The following is a 17,330-nucleotide window of genomic DNA, read 5'->3' on the forward strand; positions in this document are numbered from 1 at the left end:
TGGAGCGTTACGGGAGGGGGGTGAATATCAAAGCATGTTTGCATGAGGCGCTGGGGCGCCCCATGCAACACGTAATTGGGACATAGCCTTTTTTTATTACCGGTTGTTCCGTATCACTCAGCCACGGCCGAGGCGGTTCTCCGGGTAGTTCTTGGCCAGCACTTCGCGGGCATGCTTGGCCAGCTGCGGCATCTTCAGAGCGTCGTAAGACTCGACCATGATCTCCAGCGCCTTCTCGGTTTCGGCTGTGTCGGGGTAGGTTTCGACAATCAGCTTGGCCCGGTTGGCGGCCGCGACCAGTGCATCACGCTTCACATAATACTCGGCCACGCTCAGGTCATATCTGGCCAGACGATTCTTCAGGCCAATCATGCGGGCGCGGGCATCGGCGGCATAGACGCTGTTGGGGTAGTTCTGCAACAGGGTCTTGAAATCCTGGAATGCCTGACGGGCATAAGCCGGGTCTTTGTCGTCACGACCGATGCCGAACAGGCTCTGGAAGAAGTTGTAATCCGCCGCCATGTTGGTCAGGCCGCGCATATAGAAGACGTAATCGATATTTTTATGCGCCGGATTGAGGCGGATAAAACGGTCGATATTGGCGATCGCCTGAGCGGTATCATCCTGCTTGTAGTAGGCATAGATGAGGTCAAGCTGCACCTGGTTGGAGTAGGCACCGAACGGGTAGCGAGAGTCCAAAGCCTCCAGCAATTCAGTGGCTTGCACGTAATTGCCAACATCCAGTTTGAGGCGTGCTTTCTGGTACAGGGTTTCCGGCGGTTCGTCGGGTACCTTGGGTTTGGTGCTGGAACAGCCTGTGATCAAGGTAGCGACCAAGGCGAGCGACATCAGCAGGTGAGACTTCTTTCCCATCAACAACATCCGGTCCATTTCCACGAAATTGGCAAAGTATCCGTTATGCTTGGCTAAAAGAAAAGCTAGAATACCCGGATTATTTCGAATTGATACCCCCCGCTCAAGAGACCATACATGAGCCAGCATATTGAACTGACAGGCGAATTCCAGGATCACCAATTCGGGCAGCGACTCGACCAGGCCCTGGCCGAATTGTTTCCAGACTACTCCCGCACCCGCATCAAGGAGTGGATTTTACAGGACAGAGTGACCCTGGACGGTCAGGTTGCCAACACCCCGCGCGAGAAGATTCTGGCCGGGCAGCAGGTGCATGTGAATGTCGAGCTGGAAGATGATACTCGCTGGGATGCCCAGGATATCGAGCTCAACATCGTTTATGAAGATGAACACATTCTGGTGATCGACAAACCAGCCGGTCTGGTGGTTCACCCGGGCGCAGGTACGCCGGATGGCACCATCCTCAACGCCCTGCTGCACCGCTACCCCGGCATTGCCGAGGTGCCCCGCGCCGGTATCGTGCACCGTCTGGATAAAGACACCACAGGTTTGATGGTGGTTGCCAAAACCGTACCCGCCCAGACCCATCTGGTGGAAGCGCTGCAGGCGCGCCAGATCACCCGTGAGTACGAAGCGATCGCCATCGGTCACATGACCGCCGGCGGCACCGTTGATGCGCCCATCGGCCGTCACCCGACCCAGCGTACCCACATGGCCGTGGTGCCCAATGGTCGTCCTTCCGTGACTCACTACCGGGTTCACGAGAAGTTCCGTGGCCATACCCGTCTGCGTCTGCGTCTGGAGACCGGCCGTACCCACCAGATCCGTGTCCACATGGCGCACATCAAACACCCGCTGGTGGGAGATCCCGCTTACGGTGGCCGTCTGCGCCCGCTGCGCAACGCGACCCCCGAGCTGACTCAGGCACTGCGTAACTTCAACCGTCAGGCGCTGCATGCCACCATGCTGCAACTGGCTCACCCCATCACGGGGGAAGTGATGCAGTGGCACTCAGCTACACCGCAAGACATGGTGGAGCTGATGGAAGTGCTGCGCGCGGATACTCTCGCCAATCCGGATGATTTAGTCTGGAACTGATGCGATAGGGCCTGCTGCGTCGGTTTCTGGCGTCATCCGGCCCGAATAGATGCCAAACGGGGTTCCCTTGCAGGAGCCCCGTTTTTATATCGGTGAATTGAAGGAGTCACAGATGAAATGGATCGAACCCGACTGGCCAGCCCCGGCGTGTGTCAGGGCGTTGTCGAGCACCCGGGATGGCGGCGTCAGTGAAGGGGTCTTTGCCGGTCTCAACCTGGGCGCCCACGTGGGGGATGAACCGGCGCGAGTCGAGTCTAACCGCGCCCGCTTGCAGCAGGCGGCCGCCATCCCGGGGCCCCTCAACTGGCTTAATCAGGTGCATGGCACCGTGGTTCATCCGGTCAGCAGCCATTATGAGCGGGCGCCGGATGCCGATGCTGCCTGCGCCCATGAGGCGGATCAGGCCTGCATCGTGATGACTGCTGACTGTCTGCCGGTGCTGTTCTGCGATCGGGCCGGTACCGTGGTGGCCGCCGCCCACGCAGGCTGGCGTGGACTGAAAGAGGGCGTGCTGGAGGCGAGCATCGTCGCCATGGGTTGCGAGCCGGGCGAGATCCTGGCCTGGCTGGGCCCGGCCATTGGCCCCACTGCATTTGAAGTGGGTGGCGAGGTGCGCGAGGCCTTTATGGCTGAGCAGGCTGAAGCTGTCGCGGCTTTCGTGCCTTCCGCCAACGACGGCAAATGGTTGGCGGATATCTACCAGCTGGCGCGGTTGCGCCTCGCCCGTGCCGGCGTTACCGCCGTCTATGGCGGCGAATACTGCACCTTCAGCGATAGCGAGCAGTTCTACTCCTATCGTCGCGACGGCCAGACCGGCCGGATGGCCTCCCTCATCTGGTTGGCCCGCTAAGCAATCACCCGCCAAGTAATAGCCCGTCTCTCTCAAGAACAGATCCGTATGAGAGAGGCGGGGATCCTGTTCTTGTCCCGTCTTGCAGAAAAAATAACCAGCCACAGCCCTTGAAATAGCCCGTGCGGGCCTCATCTTTCATCTCAGAAAGTTATGTTGTTTGCCGCGCAAGCGGCGTCTGCCTGTTTGAAGGGGGAGTGCAATGCGCCTCGATCGCCTTACCAGCAAATTCCAGATTGCTATTTCCGATGCCCAGTCTCTTGCGCTGGGTCGTGACCACCAATTCATCGAACCCGTTCACCTGATGACCGCACTGGTCAATCAGGATGGCGGCTCTATCCGTCCGCTGCTCACCCTGACCGGGATGGATATCAACGCCCTGCGCTCCCGTCTCGGTGAGGAGCTGGATCGCCTGCCGCGTGTGAGCGGTGTGGAAGGGGACGTGCAGCTCTCCAACGGCCTCGGCCGCCTGCTCAACGTCTGCGACAAACTGGCCCAGCAGCGTAAGGATCAGTTCATCTCCTCCGAGCTGTTCGTGCTGGCTGCCCTCGACGACAAAGGTACGCTGGGCGAGCTGTTGCGCGCTCAGGGGCTGACCAAGGAAAAACTCGAAGCGGCCATCGACAAGGTGCGTGGCGGCAAGAAGGTGGAGGATGCCAACGCCGAGGAGAACCGTCAGGCGCTGGAGAAGTACACCATCGATCTGACCGAGCGGGCCGAAATCGGCAAACTCGACCCGGTGATCGGCCGTGATGACGAGATCCGCCGCACCATTCAGGTGCTGCAACGCCGCACCAAGAACAACCCCGTGTTGATCGGTGCTCCCGGTGTCGGTAAAACCGCCATCGTCGAGGGGCTGGCCCAGCGCATCATCAACGGCGAAGTGCCGGAAGGGCTCAAGAACAAGCGGGTGCTGTCGCTGGACATGGGGGCGCTGGTGGCCGGGGCCAAGTATCGCGGCGAGTTTGAAGAGCGGCTCAAGGCCGTACTGACCGATCTCGCCAAGGAGGAGGGCAACGTCATCCTCTTTATCGACGAGCTGCACACCATGGTCGGTGCCGGCAAGGGCGAGGGGGCCATGGATGCGGGCAACATGCTCAAGCCTGCACTGGCCCGTGGTGACTTGCACTGCGTCGGCGCCACCACCCTGGATGAGTACCGTCAGTACATCGAGAAAGATGCTGCCCTCGAGCGCCGTTTCCAGAAGGTGTTGGTGGAAGAGCCGAGCGTGGAGGACACCATCGCCATCCTGCGCGGCTTGAAAGAGCGTTACGAGCTGCACCACCATGTGCAGATCACCGACCCCGCGATTGTGGCGGCGGCCCAGCTGTCGCACCGCTACATTGCGGATCGTCAGTTGCCGGACAAGGCCATCGACCTTATCGACGAGGCGGCAGCCAGCATCCGGTTGCAGATCGACTCCAAGCCGGAGGCGCTCGATCGCCTCGAGCGGCGCATCATCCAGCTCAAGCTGGAGCAGCAGGCGCTGATGAAGGAGGACGACGACGCCAGCCGCAAACGGCTGGAGCTGATCAATCAGGAGATTGGCGAGAAAGATAGGGAATACAACGAGCTAGATGAGGTGTGGAAGGCCGAGAAGGCCGCCCTCGCCGGCACCCAGCATATCAAGGCTGCGTTGGAGCAGGCCCGTCAGGATCTCGATGTGGCGCGCCGCGCAGGCGACCTGGGCCGGATGTCCGAGCTGCAGTACGGCCGCATTCCGGAGCTGGAGAAACAGCTGGATCTCGCCACTCAGGCGGAGATGCAGGAGACCAGTCTGCTACGCAACCGCGTCACCGATGTGGAGATTGCAGACGTCTTGGCCCGCTGGACCGGTATTCCGGTCGCCCGCATGCTGGAAGGGGAGCGCGACAAGCTGCTACGGATGGAAGATCAGCTGCACAGCCGGGTGATTGGCCAGGAAGAGGCGGTCGATGCGGTCTCCAACGCCATTCGTCGCTCCCGTGCCGGTCTTTCCGATCCGAATCGCCCCATCGGCTCTTTCCTGTTCCTGGGGCCCACCGGGGTGGGCAAGACCGAGTTGTGCAAGGCGCTGGCGGAGTTCCTGTTCGATACCCAGGATGCCATGGTGCGGATCGATATGTCCGAGTTCATGGAGAAACACAGCGTGGCCCGTCTGGTGGGGGCGCCTCCCGGATACGTGGGTTATGAAGAGGGTGGTTATCTGACCGAGGCGGTGCGCCGTCGTCCCTACTCGGTGATCCTGCTGGACGAGGTGGAGAAGGCGCATCCGGATGTGTTCAACATCCTGTTGCAGGTGCTCGATGATGGCCGCCTGACCGATGGTCAGGGTCGCACCGTCGATTTCCGCAACTCGGTGGTGATCATGACCTCCAACCTCGGGTCGGATCTGATTCAGGAGCACCACTCCGAGAAGGATTACGACGAGATGAAGGCCATGCTGATGGATGTGCTGACCCGCAGTTTCCGACCGGAGTTTATCAACCGGATCGATGAGACCGTGGTGTTCCATCCCCTCGGCGAGGATCACATCAAGTCCATCGCCCGCATCCAGCTCAAGAGCCTGATGGGCCGACTGGAGGCTCAGGGTTACGAGGTGGAGGTGAGCGAAGCGCTGCTCGAGAAGCTGGTGCATGCCGGGTTCGACCCCGTCTACGGGGCGCGTCCCCTCAAACGGGCGATCCAGCAGAAGGTGGAGAACCCGCTGGCGCAGGCCCTGCTTTCCGGCCGCATCGTGCCGGGCAAAAAACTGGTGCTGGGGGCCGACAGCAACGGCCTCACCATGACCCAGTAACTAGTCTCGCATCTATGTTTGCAACGCCAGCCCTCGGGCTGGCGTTGTCGTATCTGGTGGCGGGGATTCGGGGGCAAAAAAAACGGCAATCCGAAGATTGCCGGGAGGAATGTAGTGACGCGACCTGGCGTGGGTTGAGCGGGTCGCAGGGGCAAGCCCCGGTTTCGCCGTGGGCCATCAGGGATGACCACGCGACTTACAGCATGTCCGGACTGCGCTCGTTCAGTCCGCACCGCCACACACCTTCAGGGCTGACCCGCGTGCCACTGCGCACAGGCCAGACCGGTGAAATAAACGCGTTTACAGCATGCCAGGGATAGCGGCCTTCATTTCAGAGGGCCACACACCAACCTGTACCTGACCGATATGCTCTTTTTGCAGCAACAGCATGGCCAGACGAGATTGGCCGATGCCGCCGCCGATGGTCTGCGGCATCCGTGCGGCCAGCAGATCCTGATGCCAGTCGTACTGCAGGCGATCCTCGTCGCCTGTGATAGCCAACTGGCGGCGAAGCGCCTCGGCATCGACCCGGATCCCCATGGAGGAGATCTCGAAGCTGTCTTGCAGCACCGGGTTCCACACCAGAATGTCACCGTTCAGACCCGCCAGACCCAGCTCGCTGTGGCTGCTCCAGTCGTCATAGTCCGGGGCGCGCACATCGTGGCGTTCGCCGTGGGAGAGGGCACCGCCGATGCCGATCAGGAACACGGCCCCCAGCTCTTTGGCGATGGCGCGCTCGCGCCCCTTGGCATCGAGGTCCGGGTAACGGGCCAGCAGCTCTTCGCTGTGCAGGAACTGGATCTCGGCTGGCAGGAAGGGGGTCAGCTCATGCTCGGCACAGACCGCGCGCTCGGTGGCCTTGATGGCGGCCCAGATGCCGCGCACGGTTTCCTGCAGATAGGCCAGATCGCGGCGCTCACTCGGCATTACCTTCTCCCAGTCCCACTGATCCACGTAGACGGAGTGGATGGGGGTGAGCTTGTCTTCATCCGGACGCAGCGCCTTCATGTGGGTGTAGATCCCTTCGCCCGGGCCGAAGCCGAAGCGACCCAGGGTCTGACGCTTCCACTTGGCCAGTGAATGGACCACTTCGTAGCTGTGCTCCGGCAGGGTTTTCACTTTGACCTGCACTGCATTCTCGTGGCCAGAGAGGTTGTCCTGAGTGCCATCACCGACCCGGCTCAGAATGGGGGCTTGCACCTCCATCAGACCCAGTTGCTGGGCGAGTTGGCGGGAGAACATCTCTTTGACGAAGCTGATCTGCTGTTGGCTGCGAATGTAGTGCTGTTTCATGCTGAATTCCTGTTTCAAACCCTGTTGGATGTGGTGATTCTTCAACGGAATGCCAACTAAATTCAATATTCGATAATAGAAATAGGCTTTGTGTATTTTTTTCTTCAAAATAAGTCGTTTTTTAATGAGGTATCGTCAACGGGAGTGCAAAAAAATGCCGGAAAATTACCGGATCGATAATCTCGATCAGGCCATCCTCACCGCTCTGATGGAGAATGCGCGGATCCCTTACGCCGAACTTGCGAAACAACTGGCGGTCAGCCCGGGCACCATCCATGTGCGGGTGGAGAAGATGAAACAGGCGGGGATCATCGAGGGGACACGGGTACAGGTTAACCCCAAGAAGCTGGGTTACGACGTCTGCTGCTTTATCGGGATCAATCTGAAGAGTGCCAAGGATTACCCCTCGGCGCTGGCCAAGCTGCAGGCGCTGGACGAAGTGGTGGAGGCCTACTACACCACGGGCCACTACAGCATCTTCATGAAGGTGATGACCCGCTCCATCGACGAGCTGCAGATTGTGCTGATCAACAAGATCCAGACCATCGACGAGATCCAGTCCACTGAAACCCTGATCTCGCTGCAAAACCCTATCCTGCGGGATGTGAAACCCTGACCCCTTGATCAGGGTTCGATATAGGGGATGGCGTACTTGTCGTAGAGGGCCTTGAGGCTGCCGTTGCGTTTCATGCGCAGCAGTTCGGCATCGTAGGCCGCCATCAGGGCTGGGGTCTGTGCATCCGCTCGTGCGCGGGCCCAGGTGTTGAAGTAGGGGCTGCTCTTGAGCGGTTTGGGCAGGTAATCGATCTTTCCCGTCAGCCCCTCCTCCTTGATCTGGGTGAAGGCGGTGACCAGCGGCATCGGCACGGTATCGATCCGTCCGGCCAGCAGTTTGCGCAGTTGCAGCTGGTTCATGGTGATCTCTTGGAACTGATAGGCAGGGTCGGTCATGGCCGCTGCCAGTTCAGGGGTATAGGAGAAATCCTTGGTCACGCCGATGCGCCAGGGTTTGAGATCGGCCAGCGTTTCGTAGCGGATCTTCAGCAGGTCCGCCTTGCGCACGAAGAAGTGCCAGCTGTGGCGAAGATGGGCCTGTTGGGGATAGATGAGATAACTCTCCCGCTCTGCCTTGTAGGAGTGGGTCATCACCAGATCGCAGGCGCCGGTTTCGGCATTGCGGGTGAGGCGGGCGCCGGAGTCGGCCAGCTCGATCCGAAAGGGCGTCTCCAGCTTGTCGAATATGGCGGTGACGATGTCTATATCGAGTCCGCGGGGTTTCTGAGCGGCATCGAGATACTTGAGCGGGGGCTCCATGGTGCCGCAGATCACCAGCTCTTTGGCGGGCAATCCGAGTGGAAACAGCAACCAAAACAGGGGGATCACACGCAAACTACGTCTCCTGAGCCCGTTTGAAGATATTCCAAGACCTGATTCCAGTATATTGGATGGCACCTGATCCGTTAGAAGCGACTGTTTATGGCAAATCCTGAAATCGAGAGCCCGCTGGACGGGATCGACAAGTTGACCGTCTCGCTCTACCGCCTTGGCTTGAGTGCGGCAGCCTTGTTGCTGCTTTGCCGCGGTGCGGCGCTGCTGAGCGGGATGGCACTGCTCCCGTCGGCACAATGGTTGATGTCGCTGGCAGTGGCAAGCGCAATCTGCGGCTTCTCGCTGCATATCTACGACAAGCGGATTCGCCTGATTCTGCAGGGATTTGGTTGGGGCGCGTTGGCCCTGGCAGCTGTGGGGGCGCCGGATGCGTTGGTGCTGGGGGCGGCGTTGGCGATCCTCTCCGGGCTGGCGTTCAAGGAGCAGTTTTGTTTTGCCATTCCCGGCATCAAGCTGGTGCCCGTATTGCTGCCGGCGTTATGGCTGCTGGAGTGGTTGCGGGTGGAGTGGGCCGCCGCACTGGTGGCGCTGGTATGCGGGGCCCTGTTGACCTTGCTGGCGCTGGCCAAGTGGCGGATGCCCCTGCACTTCGATATCGGTGACAAGGGGCGTTACCAGATCTAGGTCTGCTGGCACACCTTCATCTGCTGGTTGAGGGCCTGCATCACCTGACGGCGGCTGATGATGCCGATCACCTTGCCCTGTTGCAGCACCGGGTAGATCTTGGGCTTGGCATCGGCCATCTGGCGAGCCAGATCCAGAATGCTCTCATTCGGCCCGACCGAGAGGGGCGAGCGGTTCATCAGATCCTCCACCCGGGTGCGGGTATCGCAGTGGTAGCTGCCGGTGAGCAGGCTGGGGATGCAATCTTGTTCGGAAAGAAAGCCGATCAGCCGTTTCTGCTCATCCAGCACCGGCAGGCCGCCAAGACCCGATTGATGCAGGCGATCCAGCGCTTCTGCCAGGCCGAGTCCGGCAGTGAGGGAGTGGGTCAGGCGACCCATGTGGTGGTGTACTTTCAGCATGGTGGTGACTCCGCAAGAGGGGGATGCCGCCACTATGACGCGGGCGGATGGCCCGCGACCAATGGCTTGTGCCGCAGGGATTGATAGGCACAAGCCATCGGCGGTGATCCGCTGGCAGGCGGGGTTCGTTCATGCAAGACCATGAAAGGGAAAGGTGATCGTATGCGTGCATTGGTTACGGGCTGCGGCCGTCGACTCGGATTTTATCTCTGTGAACAGCTGGTGGCGGCGGGCTGGCAGGTGACGGGCAGTTATCGCAGCGAGCGGCCGGAGCTGGCCACGCTGGCGGCACTGGGGGTCGAGCTGGTGCAGGCGGATTTTGGTCGGGAAGAGGACGTTGGCAAGCTGATCGATGTGCTGGCGACCCATCAGGATCTGACGCTGGTGATCCACAACGCCTCGGCCTTCGAGCCGCAGGCAACTGATCCGGCGGCGCAACTGGCCCAGTTCGAGCAGTTCTACCGGGTGCACATGGCGGCCCCCTTCCAGCTAAACCGGGCGCTGGCCCCCCGGCTTGCCAGCAACCCCAACGCCAGCATCATTCATATCACCGATATCTATATCCATGCCCCGGCCCCCCGTTTTGCCAGCTATGTGGCGACCAAGGCGGGAGCCCATTCGCTGGCCATGAGCTTTGCCCGGGAGCTGGCGCCTGCGGTGCGGGTCAACACCATAGAGCCGGGGCCGATCCTGTTTCTCGACGAGCATGACGAGGCATGGCGCCAGCAGGTGTTGGCGAAAACACCGCTGGCGCGGGAGGGGGGACTTGAGCCCATCTGGCAGGCGGTGCAGCTACTGGTGGGGAACAGTTATATGACGGGTGCCAGCATCAAGGTAGATGGTGGGCGTGCGCTGGCCACCCTCTGAGGGGTTGCCCAGCTCCAGCGGCACCAGCCCGACCTGCCGGGTCAGCAAGCCATTGCCGGGTTTGAGCTTGTCCGACAGGGCGGGTAGTGTCACTTGCAGCGCCACCTTGGGATCATGCACCTCGCCATGGCCGTAGAGCTCTGCCAGCAGCTCCGCCAGATAGGAATCGACCTCTGCCGAGGCAAAGTCACCGCTCCTGTTGCTGGCCAGAATATCGATGTCGAGCGGCCGATCGTGCACCTTGCAGAGCGGATCGCTGCGATCCCGGCCGTGCGCCACCTCGAGGGTGACAAAGTGCTGCTTGAGGCGGGCGGCATCGAGCGGGCTCTCCACCACCAGCAGGCAGTTGAGAAAGTCGTGGCTGGAGTGCATTCCCACCGGCTTGGTGCGGATCACCGAACTCAGCCGCAGGGGGCCGACGTTCGCAAGCAGTTCGGCCAGCACCCGGCTGACATGGATATGCGGGTCAATATTGGAACCAATGCTACACAGATAGAACATGCTCACCTTCCCGGGGTTGGGCTCATCTGAAATGTATACGCAGCTCACGGTTATCGGATTAACTATGGCTTAACATTGTCTTATCTATTGTGATCCGGCACTGATTGGCAGAAAGGAGGTTTGCATGAGTGTGGAGCTGAAATGGGCGCTGTTGACCGCCTCGGGCGCGCTGGCGATGATCATGATTATCTGTCTGGCCTCTGTCGCGTTGGCGTGAATCACCACAATCCAGATAATACAAACCGGCCTGTTGGCCGGTTTTGTTTTTTGGGGCGGTGCGGCTATGCTGGCGCACCGGTGAGAATGCAAGAGAAGAGATGATGACCAAGGTTCGCCCACGCTCCCTGCTGCAGGTGGTATTGATGGGATTTGTGCTGGTATTGATGCCGCTGGGCGGCATGATCTGGCACAACAGCACCTCCCTTGCCCACCTCAGTCAGCTCACCAGCGACGAGATGGAGCGGGCGGTCAAGGATACCCGCCGCGCCACCCTGCTGACGGCGCAAGCCATCGATATCGAACGCACCTTGCGCCGCTTCGCGGTGCTGGGGGATCGCCGCAGTCTCACCAGCTACCAGCAGCAACTCGACGGGTATCGGGTGTTGCTGGCGGAACACCGCAACTCCATCACCGACGGCCAGCTTTACAGCGGGCTCGATCAGGGGCTGGCCTGGCTCGACAGCCTGCAGGATGCCGCGCTGGCCCGGGCGGCGGTAGCGGGGGACAAGCTGGAGCAGTTCAACGATGCCAACAAGCAGCTCGAAATAGTCACCCGCAGCCGGGTTGACGAACACATGGATCGGGTGCAGCTCACCATCGCCGGACTGACCAGTGAGCTCTGGTGGGTGAGCGGTGCGGTGGCGGCACTCAGCCTGCTGATGGTCTTTATCTTCACCTACCTCATCATCCACCCGGTACGACAGATTGAGTCGCGCATCTTGAGTCTGGGTGCCGGGGTCGAACCCGATCCCAAGCCGGTTGACGGCCCTGCCGAGCTGGTATTGCTGGGGGAGCGGATCGTCTGGCTGCACGACAAACTCAAGGAGCTGGAGCTGCAGAAATACCAGTTCCTGCGCCATGTATCCCACGAGCTCAAGACCCCGCTGGCGGTGCTGAGGGAGGGGACGGATCTGCTCTGCGAGCAGCTGGTCGGGCCTTTGACGCCGGATCAGCTGGAGATCTGCCAGATGCTCGATGAGAACAGTCGGCGCCTGCAGACCCTGATCGAGCGGTTGCTCGACTTCAACCGGCTCAGTCAGCAGGAGGCCTTCGAACTGGAGCCCGTCCCCCTGCTGCCGATGTTGTCGGAACTTTCTGCAGAGTACCGGCTGGCATTGGAGTCCAAGCAGATCCGTGTACACTTGCCGACCGTGCCGGTTACCCTGTGGGCGGAGCCCTACCGGCTACGACTGATCCTCGATAACCTCTTCTCCAACGCCGTCAGTTACGGCGCCAGCGGAGGCAATATCTGGATCAGGGCAGGGCAGAATGAACAGATAAGCTGGCTGGAAGTGGCCAACGAGGGGCCCAAGATCCCCGTGGCCGATCAGCAACGTATTTTTGAACCCTTCGAGCAGGGCAGCACAGTGCGGCAAGGCCTCTTGAAAGGCTCGGGCATGGGCCTCTCCATCGCCCGCGAGTCTGCCAACAGCCTGGGGGGGGAACTGGTTCTGGTAGAGGATGAACAGGCTGATGTCTGCTTCAGGTTGACGTTGAAATGAGGACTATGAAGATACAACGCGTATTTCCAGCTCTGATGGCAGGGCTGCTCGCGGGTTGCTCCTTGCTGCCGCAACAGGCAGAGCGGGAGTCCTCCGATATCGCTTTTGCCAAGCGGATGGAGTTTGCCAACAAGGAGATGCAGGTGCGTCTGCAATACTCCGACTGGCTGCTGGCCAGTCACCCCCAGCAACGGGTGCAGGAGCGTCAGCGTCTGAAAGGGGCTGACGATCTGGAGAGCCGGGTCAGTCTGGCGATGGTGGACTCCCACCCCGCCGAGTCGGTGGCCAATCGCACTGCCGGTCTGGCGCGCCTGAAGCAGATGCTGCCTGAACTGGGTCTCGATGCGCAGGCCTTTTTACGTAGCTGGATCGCCCTCGGCGAGCAGCTGCTGGCCCGCGACAGCCGTCGCGATGACCAGAGTCAGGAGATCCAGCGGCTGCGCCGCCAGATCGAGCAGCTGACCGCTATCGACGACCAGCTCAACCAGCGCAAGCTGAACGAGAATCGTGAGGTAATACCATGAGCCGGATCCTGTTGGTGGATGACGACGTCAGCCTGCTCAAACTGATGAGCATGCGGCTGCGCAGTCAGGGTTATGAAGTAGATACCGCCGACAGCGCGGAAGGGGCCCTCGACCGGTTGCGTCAGCAACGGGCCGATCTGGTGCTGAGCGATCTGCGGATGGCCGGCATGGACGGTCTGGCGCTGTTCGAGCGGATCCAGGCTCAGTGGCTGGGGTTGCCGGTGATCATCATGACCGCCCACGGCACCATACCGGACGCCATTCAGGCGACCCGCTCCGGCGTCTTCAGCTTTCTGACCAAACCCATCAACAAGGATGAGCTGTTCGCCACCATCGAACATGCGTTGAGTTTGACGCGGCCGAAACAGCAGCAGGAGTGGCAGTCGCTGATCCTGACCCGTAATCCCCAGCTGGAACAGCTGCTGATCCAGGCCCATAGCATTGCGACCATGGAGGTGCCGGTGCTGATCATGGGGCCGTCAGGCTCCGGCAAGGGGGCGATGGCGCAGGCGCTGCACCAGGCCAGCCAGCGGCGCGACAAGCCGCTCCATACCATCAACTGTGCCGCCATTCCGTGGGCGTCACTCGACTTGCAGCTGTTTGGTGAAGATGGCCAGTCCGGGCTGTTCGAGCAGGCCAAGGGGGCGACCCTGTTTCTCGACGAGATTGGCAGCCTCTCCGAATCCCTGCAGGCCAAGCTGCTGCAGGTGATGGAGGAGTATGGTCAGGGCACGCCGGAGGTGCGGGTGCTCAGCTCCAGCCATCAGGATCTGGTCAAGGCGATGGAGGAGGGGCGTTTTCGGGAAGATCTCTTCTACCGTCTCAACGTCGCCAATATCACCTTGCCGTCTCTCAGTGCCCGCAGTGAGGATATCCCCCTGCTGGCCCGACAGGCGCTCGATGACTACCGTAGCCGCCACAGCGACTGCGCCGCCATGGGTTTTTCGCCCGAATCGCTGGCGATGCTGGCGGCCGCTGCCTGGCCCGGCAACGTGCGCCAGCTCTGCAACGTGGTGGAGCAGCTCGCCAGCCTCTGTTGCAGCCCGGTGATCGGGGTCTCCATGGTGGAGTCCGCCCTGAGCGGTGGTGGCGGTGGTATCCCCTCGTTCAACGAGGCGCGGGCCGAATTCGAGAAGGAGTATCTGATCCGTTTGCTGCGCACCACCGAGGGCAACGTGACCCTGGCGGCCAACATGGCGGGCAGAAACCGTACCGATTTTTACAAGTTATTGAATCGGCACGGTATCGAAGCTGCAAACTTCAAATCGAAGGGATAAATCAGGCGGGATCAACTACCGCCGGAGCGGCATCGGCTTTCTGGGTTTTATGGGAGAGCCAGAGGCCGCTCGCCTTCATCAGGTAACCGAACAAGGCGCCAATGATGAGGGAGGGCAGGATCAGCCGCCACTCGCCAGCCGCCCCGAAGGTGGCACAGCAACCAGCAAAGGTGCCGGGAATGTAGCCGAGCCACTGCTGCTTGGCCTGTACGCACATCAGGGTTGCGACCACCCCCGTCATCACATAACCCGCCACACCCGCTCCCCACAGACTGTCGCCATGGATCAGCAGCAGTGCCCACAGCATGCCGCTGGTGTTGCAGAAGATGGTCTGCAACAGCGCCTTGTAGCCACCGCTTGACGCGAAATAGCTGGTGCAGCCGAGAAAGCCGACCCAGGAGATAAGGCCGAACGCGACGGCAATCCAGCCCCAGACGGCGGAGAGAATTCCAGTGGTGATGGCGATGGCGATCAGTGGGCTCATGGGGCGACTCTTCAGTTGGCTTCGCAAAATGGGCAGCCTACCCCCGGTAATCGGGGCGGCAAGCGGGGGCCGAATTGTGTGTGATCTTCATCACCCTTTTCAACTCAGGAATACGCTTGCGCTCGCGAAAAAAATTCATTGGTGACCGGCCTGACAGTCGGCCATAGTTAGAGGCCCTGTCCTGCTCATGGAGTGAGTCTGATGGCGCCAAATGTGATCATTCCCCTGCTGGTGTTCGTAGTCCTGTTTCTGGTCGGCACCATGGCCAAGGCACTGCCCCTGCACCACATGATGTAAATTTGTGTGAAATAAAAATCTGCCGGGGCGGGTCTTATCCATACTGCCTCACTCAGCCCCGGGAGTTTTTCATGTTGATCAAGCGTCGTACCGCCCACCCCCTCACCGAACAGGATGTCACCCCGGAAGCCGTCTATCAGGACCGCCGCCTTATTCTCAAAGGGCTGGGTCTGGGCGCGGCCACCCTGGCGTTTCCCACTCAGGCCGGAGTGCTCGACCTGCTGCGCGGCAAAGAGGATGCTCCCCAGTTAGCCACCAAACCGCTCAACAGCAAGCCTGCCGATCGCCCGGCCAATCTGGTGCTGACACCGGAAGAGAAGGCCACCAGTTACAACAACTTCTATGAGCTCGGCACCGACAAGTCCGACCCGGCTCGCAACGGCCATTACCTCAAGCCCGAACCCTGGACCCTCAAGGTGGAGGGGGAGGTTGCCAAGCCCTTTACCCTCGATGTGTGGGACCTCATCAACAAGAGCGAGCTGGAGGAGCGGATCTACCGGCTGCGCTGCGTCGAAGCCTGGTCCATGGTACTGCCCTGGAACGGCATCTCGCTGGCGGAGATCATCCGCCGTGCCGAGCCCACCAGTCGCGCCAAGTTTGTCGCCTTCGAAACCCTGTTTGATCCGAAACAGCTGCCGGGGCAGGCCTCCAGTCTGGGGGGCGGCATCGAGTATCCCTATGTGGAGGGGCTGCGTATCGACGAGGCGATGCACCCTCTCTCTTTCCTTGCGATGGGGCTCTATGGCAAGACCCTGCCCGCCCAGAATGGCGCGCCGATCCGCTTGGTAGTGCCGTGGAAGTACGGTTTCAAGAGCATCAAGAGCATCGTCTCGATCCGGCTGGTAGAGGAGATGCCGCCGACCACCTGGAATCTGCTGGCTCCCAACGAATATGGCTTCTACGCCAACGTCAATCCGCAGGTGGAGCATCCGCGCTGGAGTCAGGCCAGCGAGCGCTTTATCGGCGAGGGCGGGGTGTTTGGCGCCAAGCGTCAGCCGACCCTGATGTTCAACGGCTATGGTGACGAAGTCGCCTCGCTCTATCAGGGGATGGATCTGCGCCAATGGTACTGAGATTGAAACCGGCCCATATCAACGGCTTGCGGGCGCTGGTGCATCTGGGCTCCCTCGGCTTTCTGCTCTGGCTGGGCTTTGCCATTCCGGCAGGTCTGCTGGGGGGCGATCCGGTGCCCGAGCTTATCCACTACCTCGGCAAGGGGGCGCTCAACCTGCTGCTGCTCACCCTGCTGGTGTCGCCGCTGGCCAAGCGCTGGCGGCAGGGGCAGCTCATCAAGCTGCGCCGCCCCCTCGGGCTCTGGTGTTTTGCCTGGGCGCTGCTCCACTTTATGGCGTGGTTGGGGCTGGATCTGCAGTTTGACTGGGGGCTGATTGGCGGCGAGCTGGTCAAGCGCAGCTACATAGTGGTGGGGATGGTGGCATTGCTGCTGCTGGCCGCCCTCAGCATCACTTCGCTGCCCGCATTGCAGCGCAGCATGGGCGCTGCATGGCAGAAGCTGCACAACTGGGTCTATGCCATCGCCCTGCTGGTGCCGGTGCACTACTGGTGGTCGCTCAAGAGCGGTTGGGGGGAGCCCCTCATCTACCTGCTGCTGGCCTGCGCCCTGCTCTGGCCGAGGCGGGAGAAGCTGCTGCGCCCCATGCGGGGACGCTGGAATGCAAAAGAGGCCTAATCGGCCTCTTGTTGTTTGATCTCGCCAGTGTAGGCATCGACGATGAGATGCACCTTCTGATCCTGGCGATTGAGGGTTTTGACCTCGAATTTGTCCCCTTCCAGCTCCACTTCCCGAATGTCGTGATACCCTTGCGCCAGCAGGAGTTTGACCAGCCCGGCCATGTCGAGACGGCTCTGGGCCGCCCAGCTTGTGGCACTCAACAGGCAAAGGATCAGCAGGAAACTGCGCGGGATCATATTCATTCCGGATTCATGGCTGGCAGACTATAAACGCCATTATGTTAGGTTTTTGGAGATGAATCATCCATGAATAGAGCGCTCCCTCTGCTTGGGTTATTGCTGCCGTTGCTGGCACAGGCGGTCACGCCTGATGAAGCCATGCTGCAGCAAGCTGTCCATGAGGGACGGGTTCGGCCCTTCCATGAAATGATGGAGGTGGCGGCCAGATTGCCGGTGCGGGTGTTGCGGGTGGATCTGGGAGAAGAGGATGGTATCTGGCTCTATGAACTGCGAGTCATCGATCGGGAAAACAGCGTGATCAAGGTAGCCTATCGGGCCGACAACCTTGAGCTGGTGTGGGCCAAGGGCCACCATCTGGAGCGGTTGTTCGAACCACCAAAGCCCCCGGTCGAGGATGATGAATAACCCCTGTGTGGAAGCCTG

General features: G+C 60.7%; 20 protein-coding genes. 13 read left to right on the forward strand and 7 right to left on the reverse strand.

Features of this window, described 5'->3' with window-relative positions; all coding sequences use genetic code 11:
- Positions 1-117: 117 nt before the first annotated feature.
- The gene (locus AB5Y92_RS21180; RefSeq protein WP_005339769.1) at positions 118-873 is read right to left on the reverse strand and encodes an outer membrane protein assembly factor BamD; all 756 of its coding nucleotides are present in this window, start codon (positions 871-873) and stop codon (positions 118-120) included.
- Positions 874-990: 117 nt separating this feature from the next.
- Here AB5Y92_RS21180 and rluD point away from each other — a divergent pair, with 117 nt between their 5' ends.
- The 3 genes from rluD to clpB all read left to right on the forward strand — a co-directional run bounded on the left by rluD (position 991) and on the right by clpB (position 5,597).
- Positions 991-1,971 carry a 23S rRNA pseudouridine(1911/1915/1917) synthase RluD gene (gene rluD / locus AB5Y92_RS21185; protein ID WP_005339771.1) on the forward strand — a complete coding sequence of 327 codons (981 nt, stop codon included), beginning with the start codon at positions 991-993 and terminating at the stop codon, positions 1,969-1,971.
- A gap of 112 nt (positions 1,972-2,083) precedes the next feature.
- Positions 2,084-2,821, forward strand: a complete 738-nt coding sequence (gene pgeF / locus AB5Y92_RS21190) for a peptidoglycan editing factor PgeF (protein ID WP_164537335.1) — start codon at positions 2,084-2,086, stop codon at positions 2,819-2,821.
- 202 nt (positions 2,822-3,023) lie between these two features.
- Positions 3,024-5,597 carry an ATP-dependent chaperone ClpB gene (clpB, locus tag AB5Y92_RS21195; protein WP_005339779.1) on the forward strand — a complete coding sequence of 858 codons (2,574 nt, stop codon included), beginning with the start codon at positions 3,024-3,026 and terminating at the stop codon, positions 5,595-5,597.
- Between the two features lie 300 nt (positions 5,598-5,897).
- Here clpB and asnA read toward each other — a convergent pair whose 3' ends face one another.
- Positions 5,898-6,890 (reverse strand): aspartate--ammonia ligase, encoded by a 993-nt coding sequence (gene asnA / locus AB5Y92_RS21200; protein ID WP_100647061.1) that lies wholly within the window; start codon positions 6,888-6,890, stop codon positions 5,898-5,900.
- Between the two features lie 154 nt (positions 6,891-7,044).
- Between asnA and asnC the strand changes: the two genes are divergently transcribed.
- Positions 7,045-7,506, forward strand: coding sequence for a transcriptional regulator AsnC (gene asnC, locus AB5Y92_RS21205; protein WP_005339783.1), 462 nt, complete (start codon positions 7,045-7,047; stop codon positions 7,504-7,506).
- A gap of 8 nt (positions 7,507-7,514) precedes the next feature.
- Here the strand turns inward: asnC and AB5Y92_RS21210 are convergent, their stop codons facing one another.
- A complete protein-coding gene (locus AB5Y92_RS21210) occupies positions 7,515-8,279 on the reverse strand; it encodes a substrate-binding periplasmic protein (protein WP_368227681.1) in 765 nt (254 codons plus the stop codon).
- Between the two features lie 87 nt (positions 8,280-8,366).
- Here AB5Y92_RS21210 and AB5Y92_RS21215 point away from each other — a divergent pair, with 87 nt between their 5' ends.
- Positions 8,367-8,903: a DUF2301 domain-containing membrane protein gene (locus AB5Y92_RS21215; protein ID WP_368227683.1), complete on the forward strand. Its 537-nt coding sequence runs from the start codon at positions 8,367-8,369 to the stop codon at positions 8,901-8,903.
- On the opposite strand, the gene AB5Y92_RS21220 is transcribed toward AB5Y92_RS21215, so the two are convergent.
- On the reverse strand, positions 8,900-9,304 hold the full coding sequence (locus tag AB5Y92_RS21220) for a CBS domain-containing protein (protein WP_368227686.1): 405 nt from the start codon (positions 9,302-9,304) through the stop codon (positions 8,900-8,902). The genes AB5Y92_RS21215 and AB5Y92_RS21220 overlap by 4 nt on opposite strands.
- A gap of 162 nt (positions 9,305-9,466) precedes the next feature.
- On the opposite strand from AB5Y92_RS21220, the gene AB5Y92_RS21225 reads away from it, so the two are divergent.
- Positions 9,467-10,171 carry an SDR family oxidoreductase gene (locus AB5Y92_RS21225; RefSeq protein WP_368227689.1) on the forward strand — a complete coding sequence of 235 codons (705 nt, stop codon included), beginning with the start codon at positions 9,467-9,469 and terminating at the stop codon, positions 10,169-10,171.
- On the opposite strand, the gene AB5Y92_RS21230 is transcribed toward AB5Y92_RS21225, so the two are convergent.
- Positions 10,097-10,672, reverse strand: coding sequence for a 2-amino-4-hydroxy-6-hydroxymethyldihydropteridine diphosphokinase (locus AB5Y92_RS21230; protein WP_368227692.1), 576 nt, complete (start codon positions 10,670-10,672; stop codon positions 10,097-10,099). The genes AB5Y92_RS21225 and AB5Y92_RS21230 overlap by 75 nt on opposite strands.
- 124 nt (positions 10,673-10,796) lie before the next feature.
- On the opposite strand from AB5Y92_RS21230, the gene AB5Y92_RS21235 reads away from it, so the two are divergent.
- From AB5Y92_RS21235 to AB5Y92_RS21250, 4 genes are all read left to right on the forward strand, one after another.
- Complete coding sequence (locus tag AB5Y92_RS21235; protein ID WP_005339800.1) at positions 10,797-10,889, forward strand: YnhF family membrane protein; 93 nt, start codon at positions 10,797-10,799, stop codon at positions 10,887-10,889.
- 103 nt (positions 10,890-10,992) lie between these two features.
- Entirely contained in the window at positions 10,993-12,393 is a 1,401-nt protein-coding gene (locus AB5Y92_RS21240; RefSeq protein WP_042657344.1) for a HAMP domain-containing sensor histidine kinase, read from the forward strand.
- Positions 12,394-12,398: 5 nt separating this feature from the next.
- Positions 12,399-12,917: a hypothetical protein gene (locus tag AB5Y92_RS21245; protein WP_013724185.1), complete on the forward strand. Its 519-nt coding sequence runs from the start codon at positions 12,399-12,401 to the stop codon at positions 12,915-12,917.
- Positions 12,914-14,194, forward strand: coding sequence for a sigma 54-interacting transcriptional regulator (locus AB5Y92_RS21250; RefSeq protein WP_005339807.1), 1,281 nt, complete (start codon positions 12,914-12,916; stop codon positions 14,192-14,194). The genes AB5Y92_RS21245 and AB5Y92_RS21250 overlap by 4 nt, the downstream gene beginning before the upstream one ends.
- Position 14,195: 1 nt before the next feature.
- Here the strand turns inward: AB5Y92_RS21250 and AB5Y92_RS21255 are convergent, their stop codons facing one another.
- A complete protein-coding gene (locus tag AB5Y92_RS21255) occupies positions 14,196-14,678 on the reverse strand; it encodes a DUF1097 domain-containing protein (RefSeq protein WP_005339809.1) in 483 nt (160 codons plus the stop codon).
- A gap of 368 nt (positions 14,679-15,046) precedes the next feature.
- Here AB5Y92_RS21255 and msrP point away from each other — a divergent pair, with 368 nt between their 5' ends.
- Complete coding sequence (msrP, locus tag AB5Y92_RS21260; protein ID WP_368227694.1) at positions 15,047-16,048, forward strand: protein-methionine-sulfoxide reductase catalytic subunit MsrP; 1,002 nt, start codon at positions 15,047-15,049, stop codon at positions 16,046-16,048.
- Entirely contained in the window at positions 16,039-16,665 is a 627-nt protein-coding gene (msrQ, locus tag AB5Y92_RS21265; RefSeq protein ID WP_368227696.1) for a protein-methionine-sulfoxide reductase heme-binding subunit MsrQ, read from the forward strand. Before msrP ends, msrQ begins: the two co-directional genes overlap by 10 nt.
- On the opposite strand, the gene AB5Y92_RS21270 is transcribed toward msrQ, so the two are convergent.
- Entirely contained in the window at positions 16,662-16,910 is a 249-nt protein-coding gene (locus AB5Y92_RS21270) for a PepSY domain-containing protein (protein WP_013724184.1), read from the reverse strand. The two genes, msrQ and AB5Y92_RS21270, sit on opposite strands and share 4 nt — an antisense overlap.
- Before the next feature lie 63 nt (positions 16,911-16,973).
- Between AB5Y92_RS21270 and AB5Y92_RS21275 the strand changes: the two genes are divergently transcribed.
- On the forward strand, positions 16,974-17,312 hold the full coding sequence (locus AB5Y92_RS21275) for a PepSY domain-containing protein (protein ID WP_005339825.1): 339 nt from the start codon (positions 16,974-16,976) through the stop codon (positions 17,310-17,312).
- Positions 17,313-17,330: the final 18 nt, after the last annotated feature.

This window comes from Aeromonas sp. R1-1 (genome assembly GCF_040908495.1).
GTDB lineage: Bacteria > Pseudomonadota > Gammaproteobacteria > Enterobacterales > Aeromonadaceae > Aeromonas > Aeromonas veronii.

Coding starts and splice junctions, on each gene's coding strand:
- AB5Y92_RS21180 (WP_005339769.1), bottom strand. CDS start 873: ATGGGAAAGAAGTCTCACCTGCTGATGTCGCTCGCCTTGGTCGCTACC.
- rluD (WP_005339771.1), top strand. CDS start 991: ATGAGCCAGCATATTGAACTGACAGGCGAATTCCAGGATCACCAATTC.
- pgeF (WP_164537335.1), top strand. CDS start 2,084: ATGAAATGGATCGAACCCGACTGGCCAGCCCCGGCGTGTGTCAGGGCG.
- clpB (WP_005339779.1), top strand. CDS start 3,024: ATGCGCCTCGATCGCCTTACCAGCAAATTCCAGATTGCTATTTCCGAT.
- asnA (WP_100647061.1), bottom strand. CDS start 6,890: ATGAAACAGCACTACATTCGCAGCCAACAGCAGATCAGCTTCGTCAAA.
- asnC (WP_005339783.1), top strand. CDS start 7,045: ATGCCGGAAAATTACCGGATCGATAATCTCGATCAGGCCATCCTCACC.
- AB5Y92_RS21215 (WP_368227683.1), top strand. CDS start 8,367: ATGGCAAATCCTGAAATCGAGAGCCCGCTGGACGGGATCGACAAGTTG.
- AB5Y92_RS21220 (WP_368227686.1), bottom strand. CDS start 9,304: ATGCTGAAAGTACACCACCACATGGGTCGCCTGACCCACTCCCTCACT.
- AB5Y92_RS21225 (WP_368227689.1), top strand. CDS start 9,467: ATGCGTGCATTGGTTACGGGCTGCGGCCGTCGACTCGGATTTTATCTC.
- AB5Y92_RS21230 (WP_368227692.1), bottom strand. CDS start 10,672: ATGTTCTATCTGTGTAGCATTGGTTCCAATATTGACCCGCATATCCAT.
- AB5Y92_RS21235 (WP_005339800.1), top strand. CDS start 10,797: ATGAGTGTGGAGCTGAAATGGGCGCTGTTGACCGCCTCGGGCGCGCTG.
- AB5Y92_RS21240 (WP_042657344.1), top strand. CDS start 10,993: ATGACCAAGGTTCGCCCACGCTCCCTGCTGCAGGTGGTATTGATGGGA.
- AB5Y92_RS21245 (WP_013724185.1), top strand. CDS start 12,399: ATGAAGATACAACGCGTATTTCCAGCTCTGATGGCAGGGCTGCTCGCG.
- AB5Y92_RS21250 (WP_005339807.1), top strand. CDS start 12,914: ATGAGCCGGATCCTGTTGGTGGATGACGACGTCAGCCTGCTCAAACTG.
- AB5Y92_RS21255 (WP_005339809.1), bottom strand. CDS start 14,678: ATGAGCCCACTGATCGCCATCGCCATCACCACTGGAATTCTCTCCGCC.
- msrP (WP_368227694.1), top strand. CDS start 15,047: ATGTTGATCAAGCGTCGTACCGCCCACCCCCTCACCGAACAGGATGTC.
- msrQ (WP_368227696.1), top strand. CDS start 16,039: ATGGTACTGAGATTGAAACCGGCCCATATCAACGGCTTGCGGGCGCTG.
- AB5Y92_RS21270 (WP_013724184.1), bottom strand. CDS start 16,910: ATGAATATGATCCCGCGCAGTTTCCTGCTGATCCTTTGCCTGTTGAGT.
- AB5Y92_RS21275 (WP_005339825.1), top strand. CDS start 16,974: ATGAATAGAGCGCTCCCTCTGCTTGGGTTATTGCTGCCGTTGCTGGCA.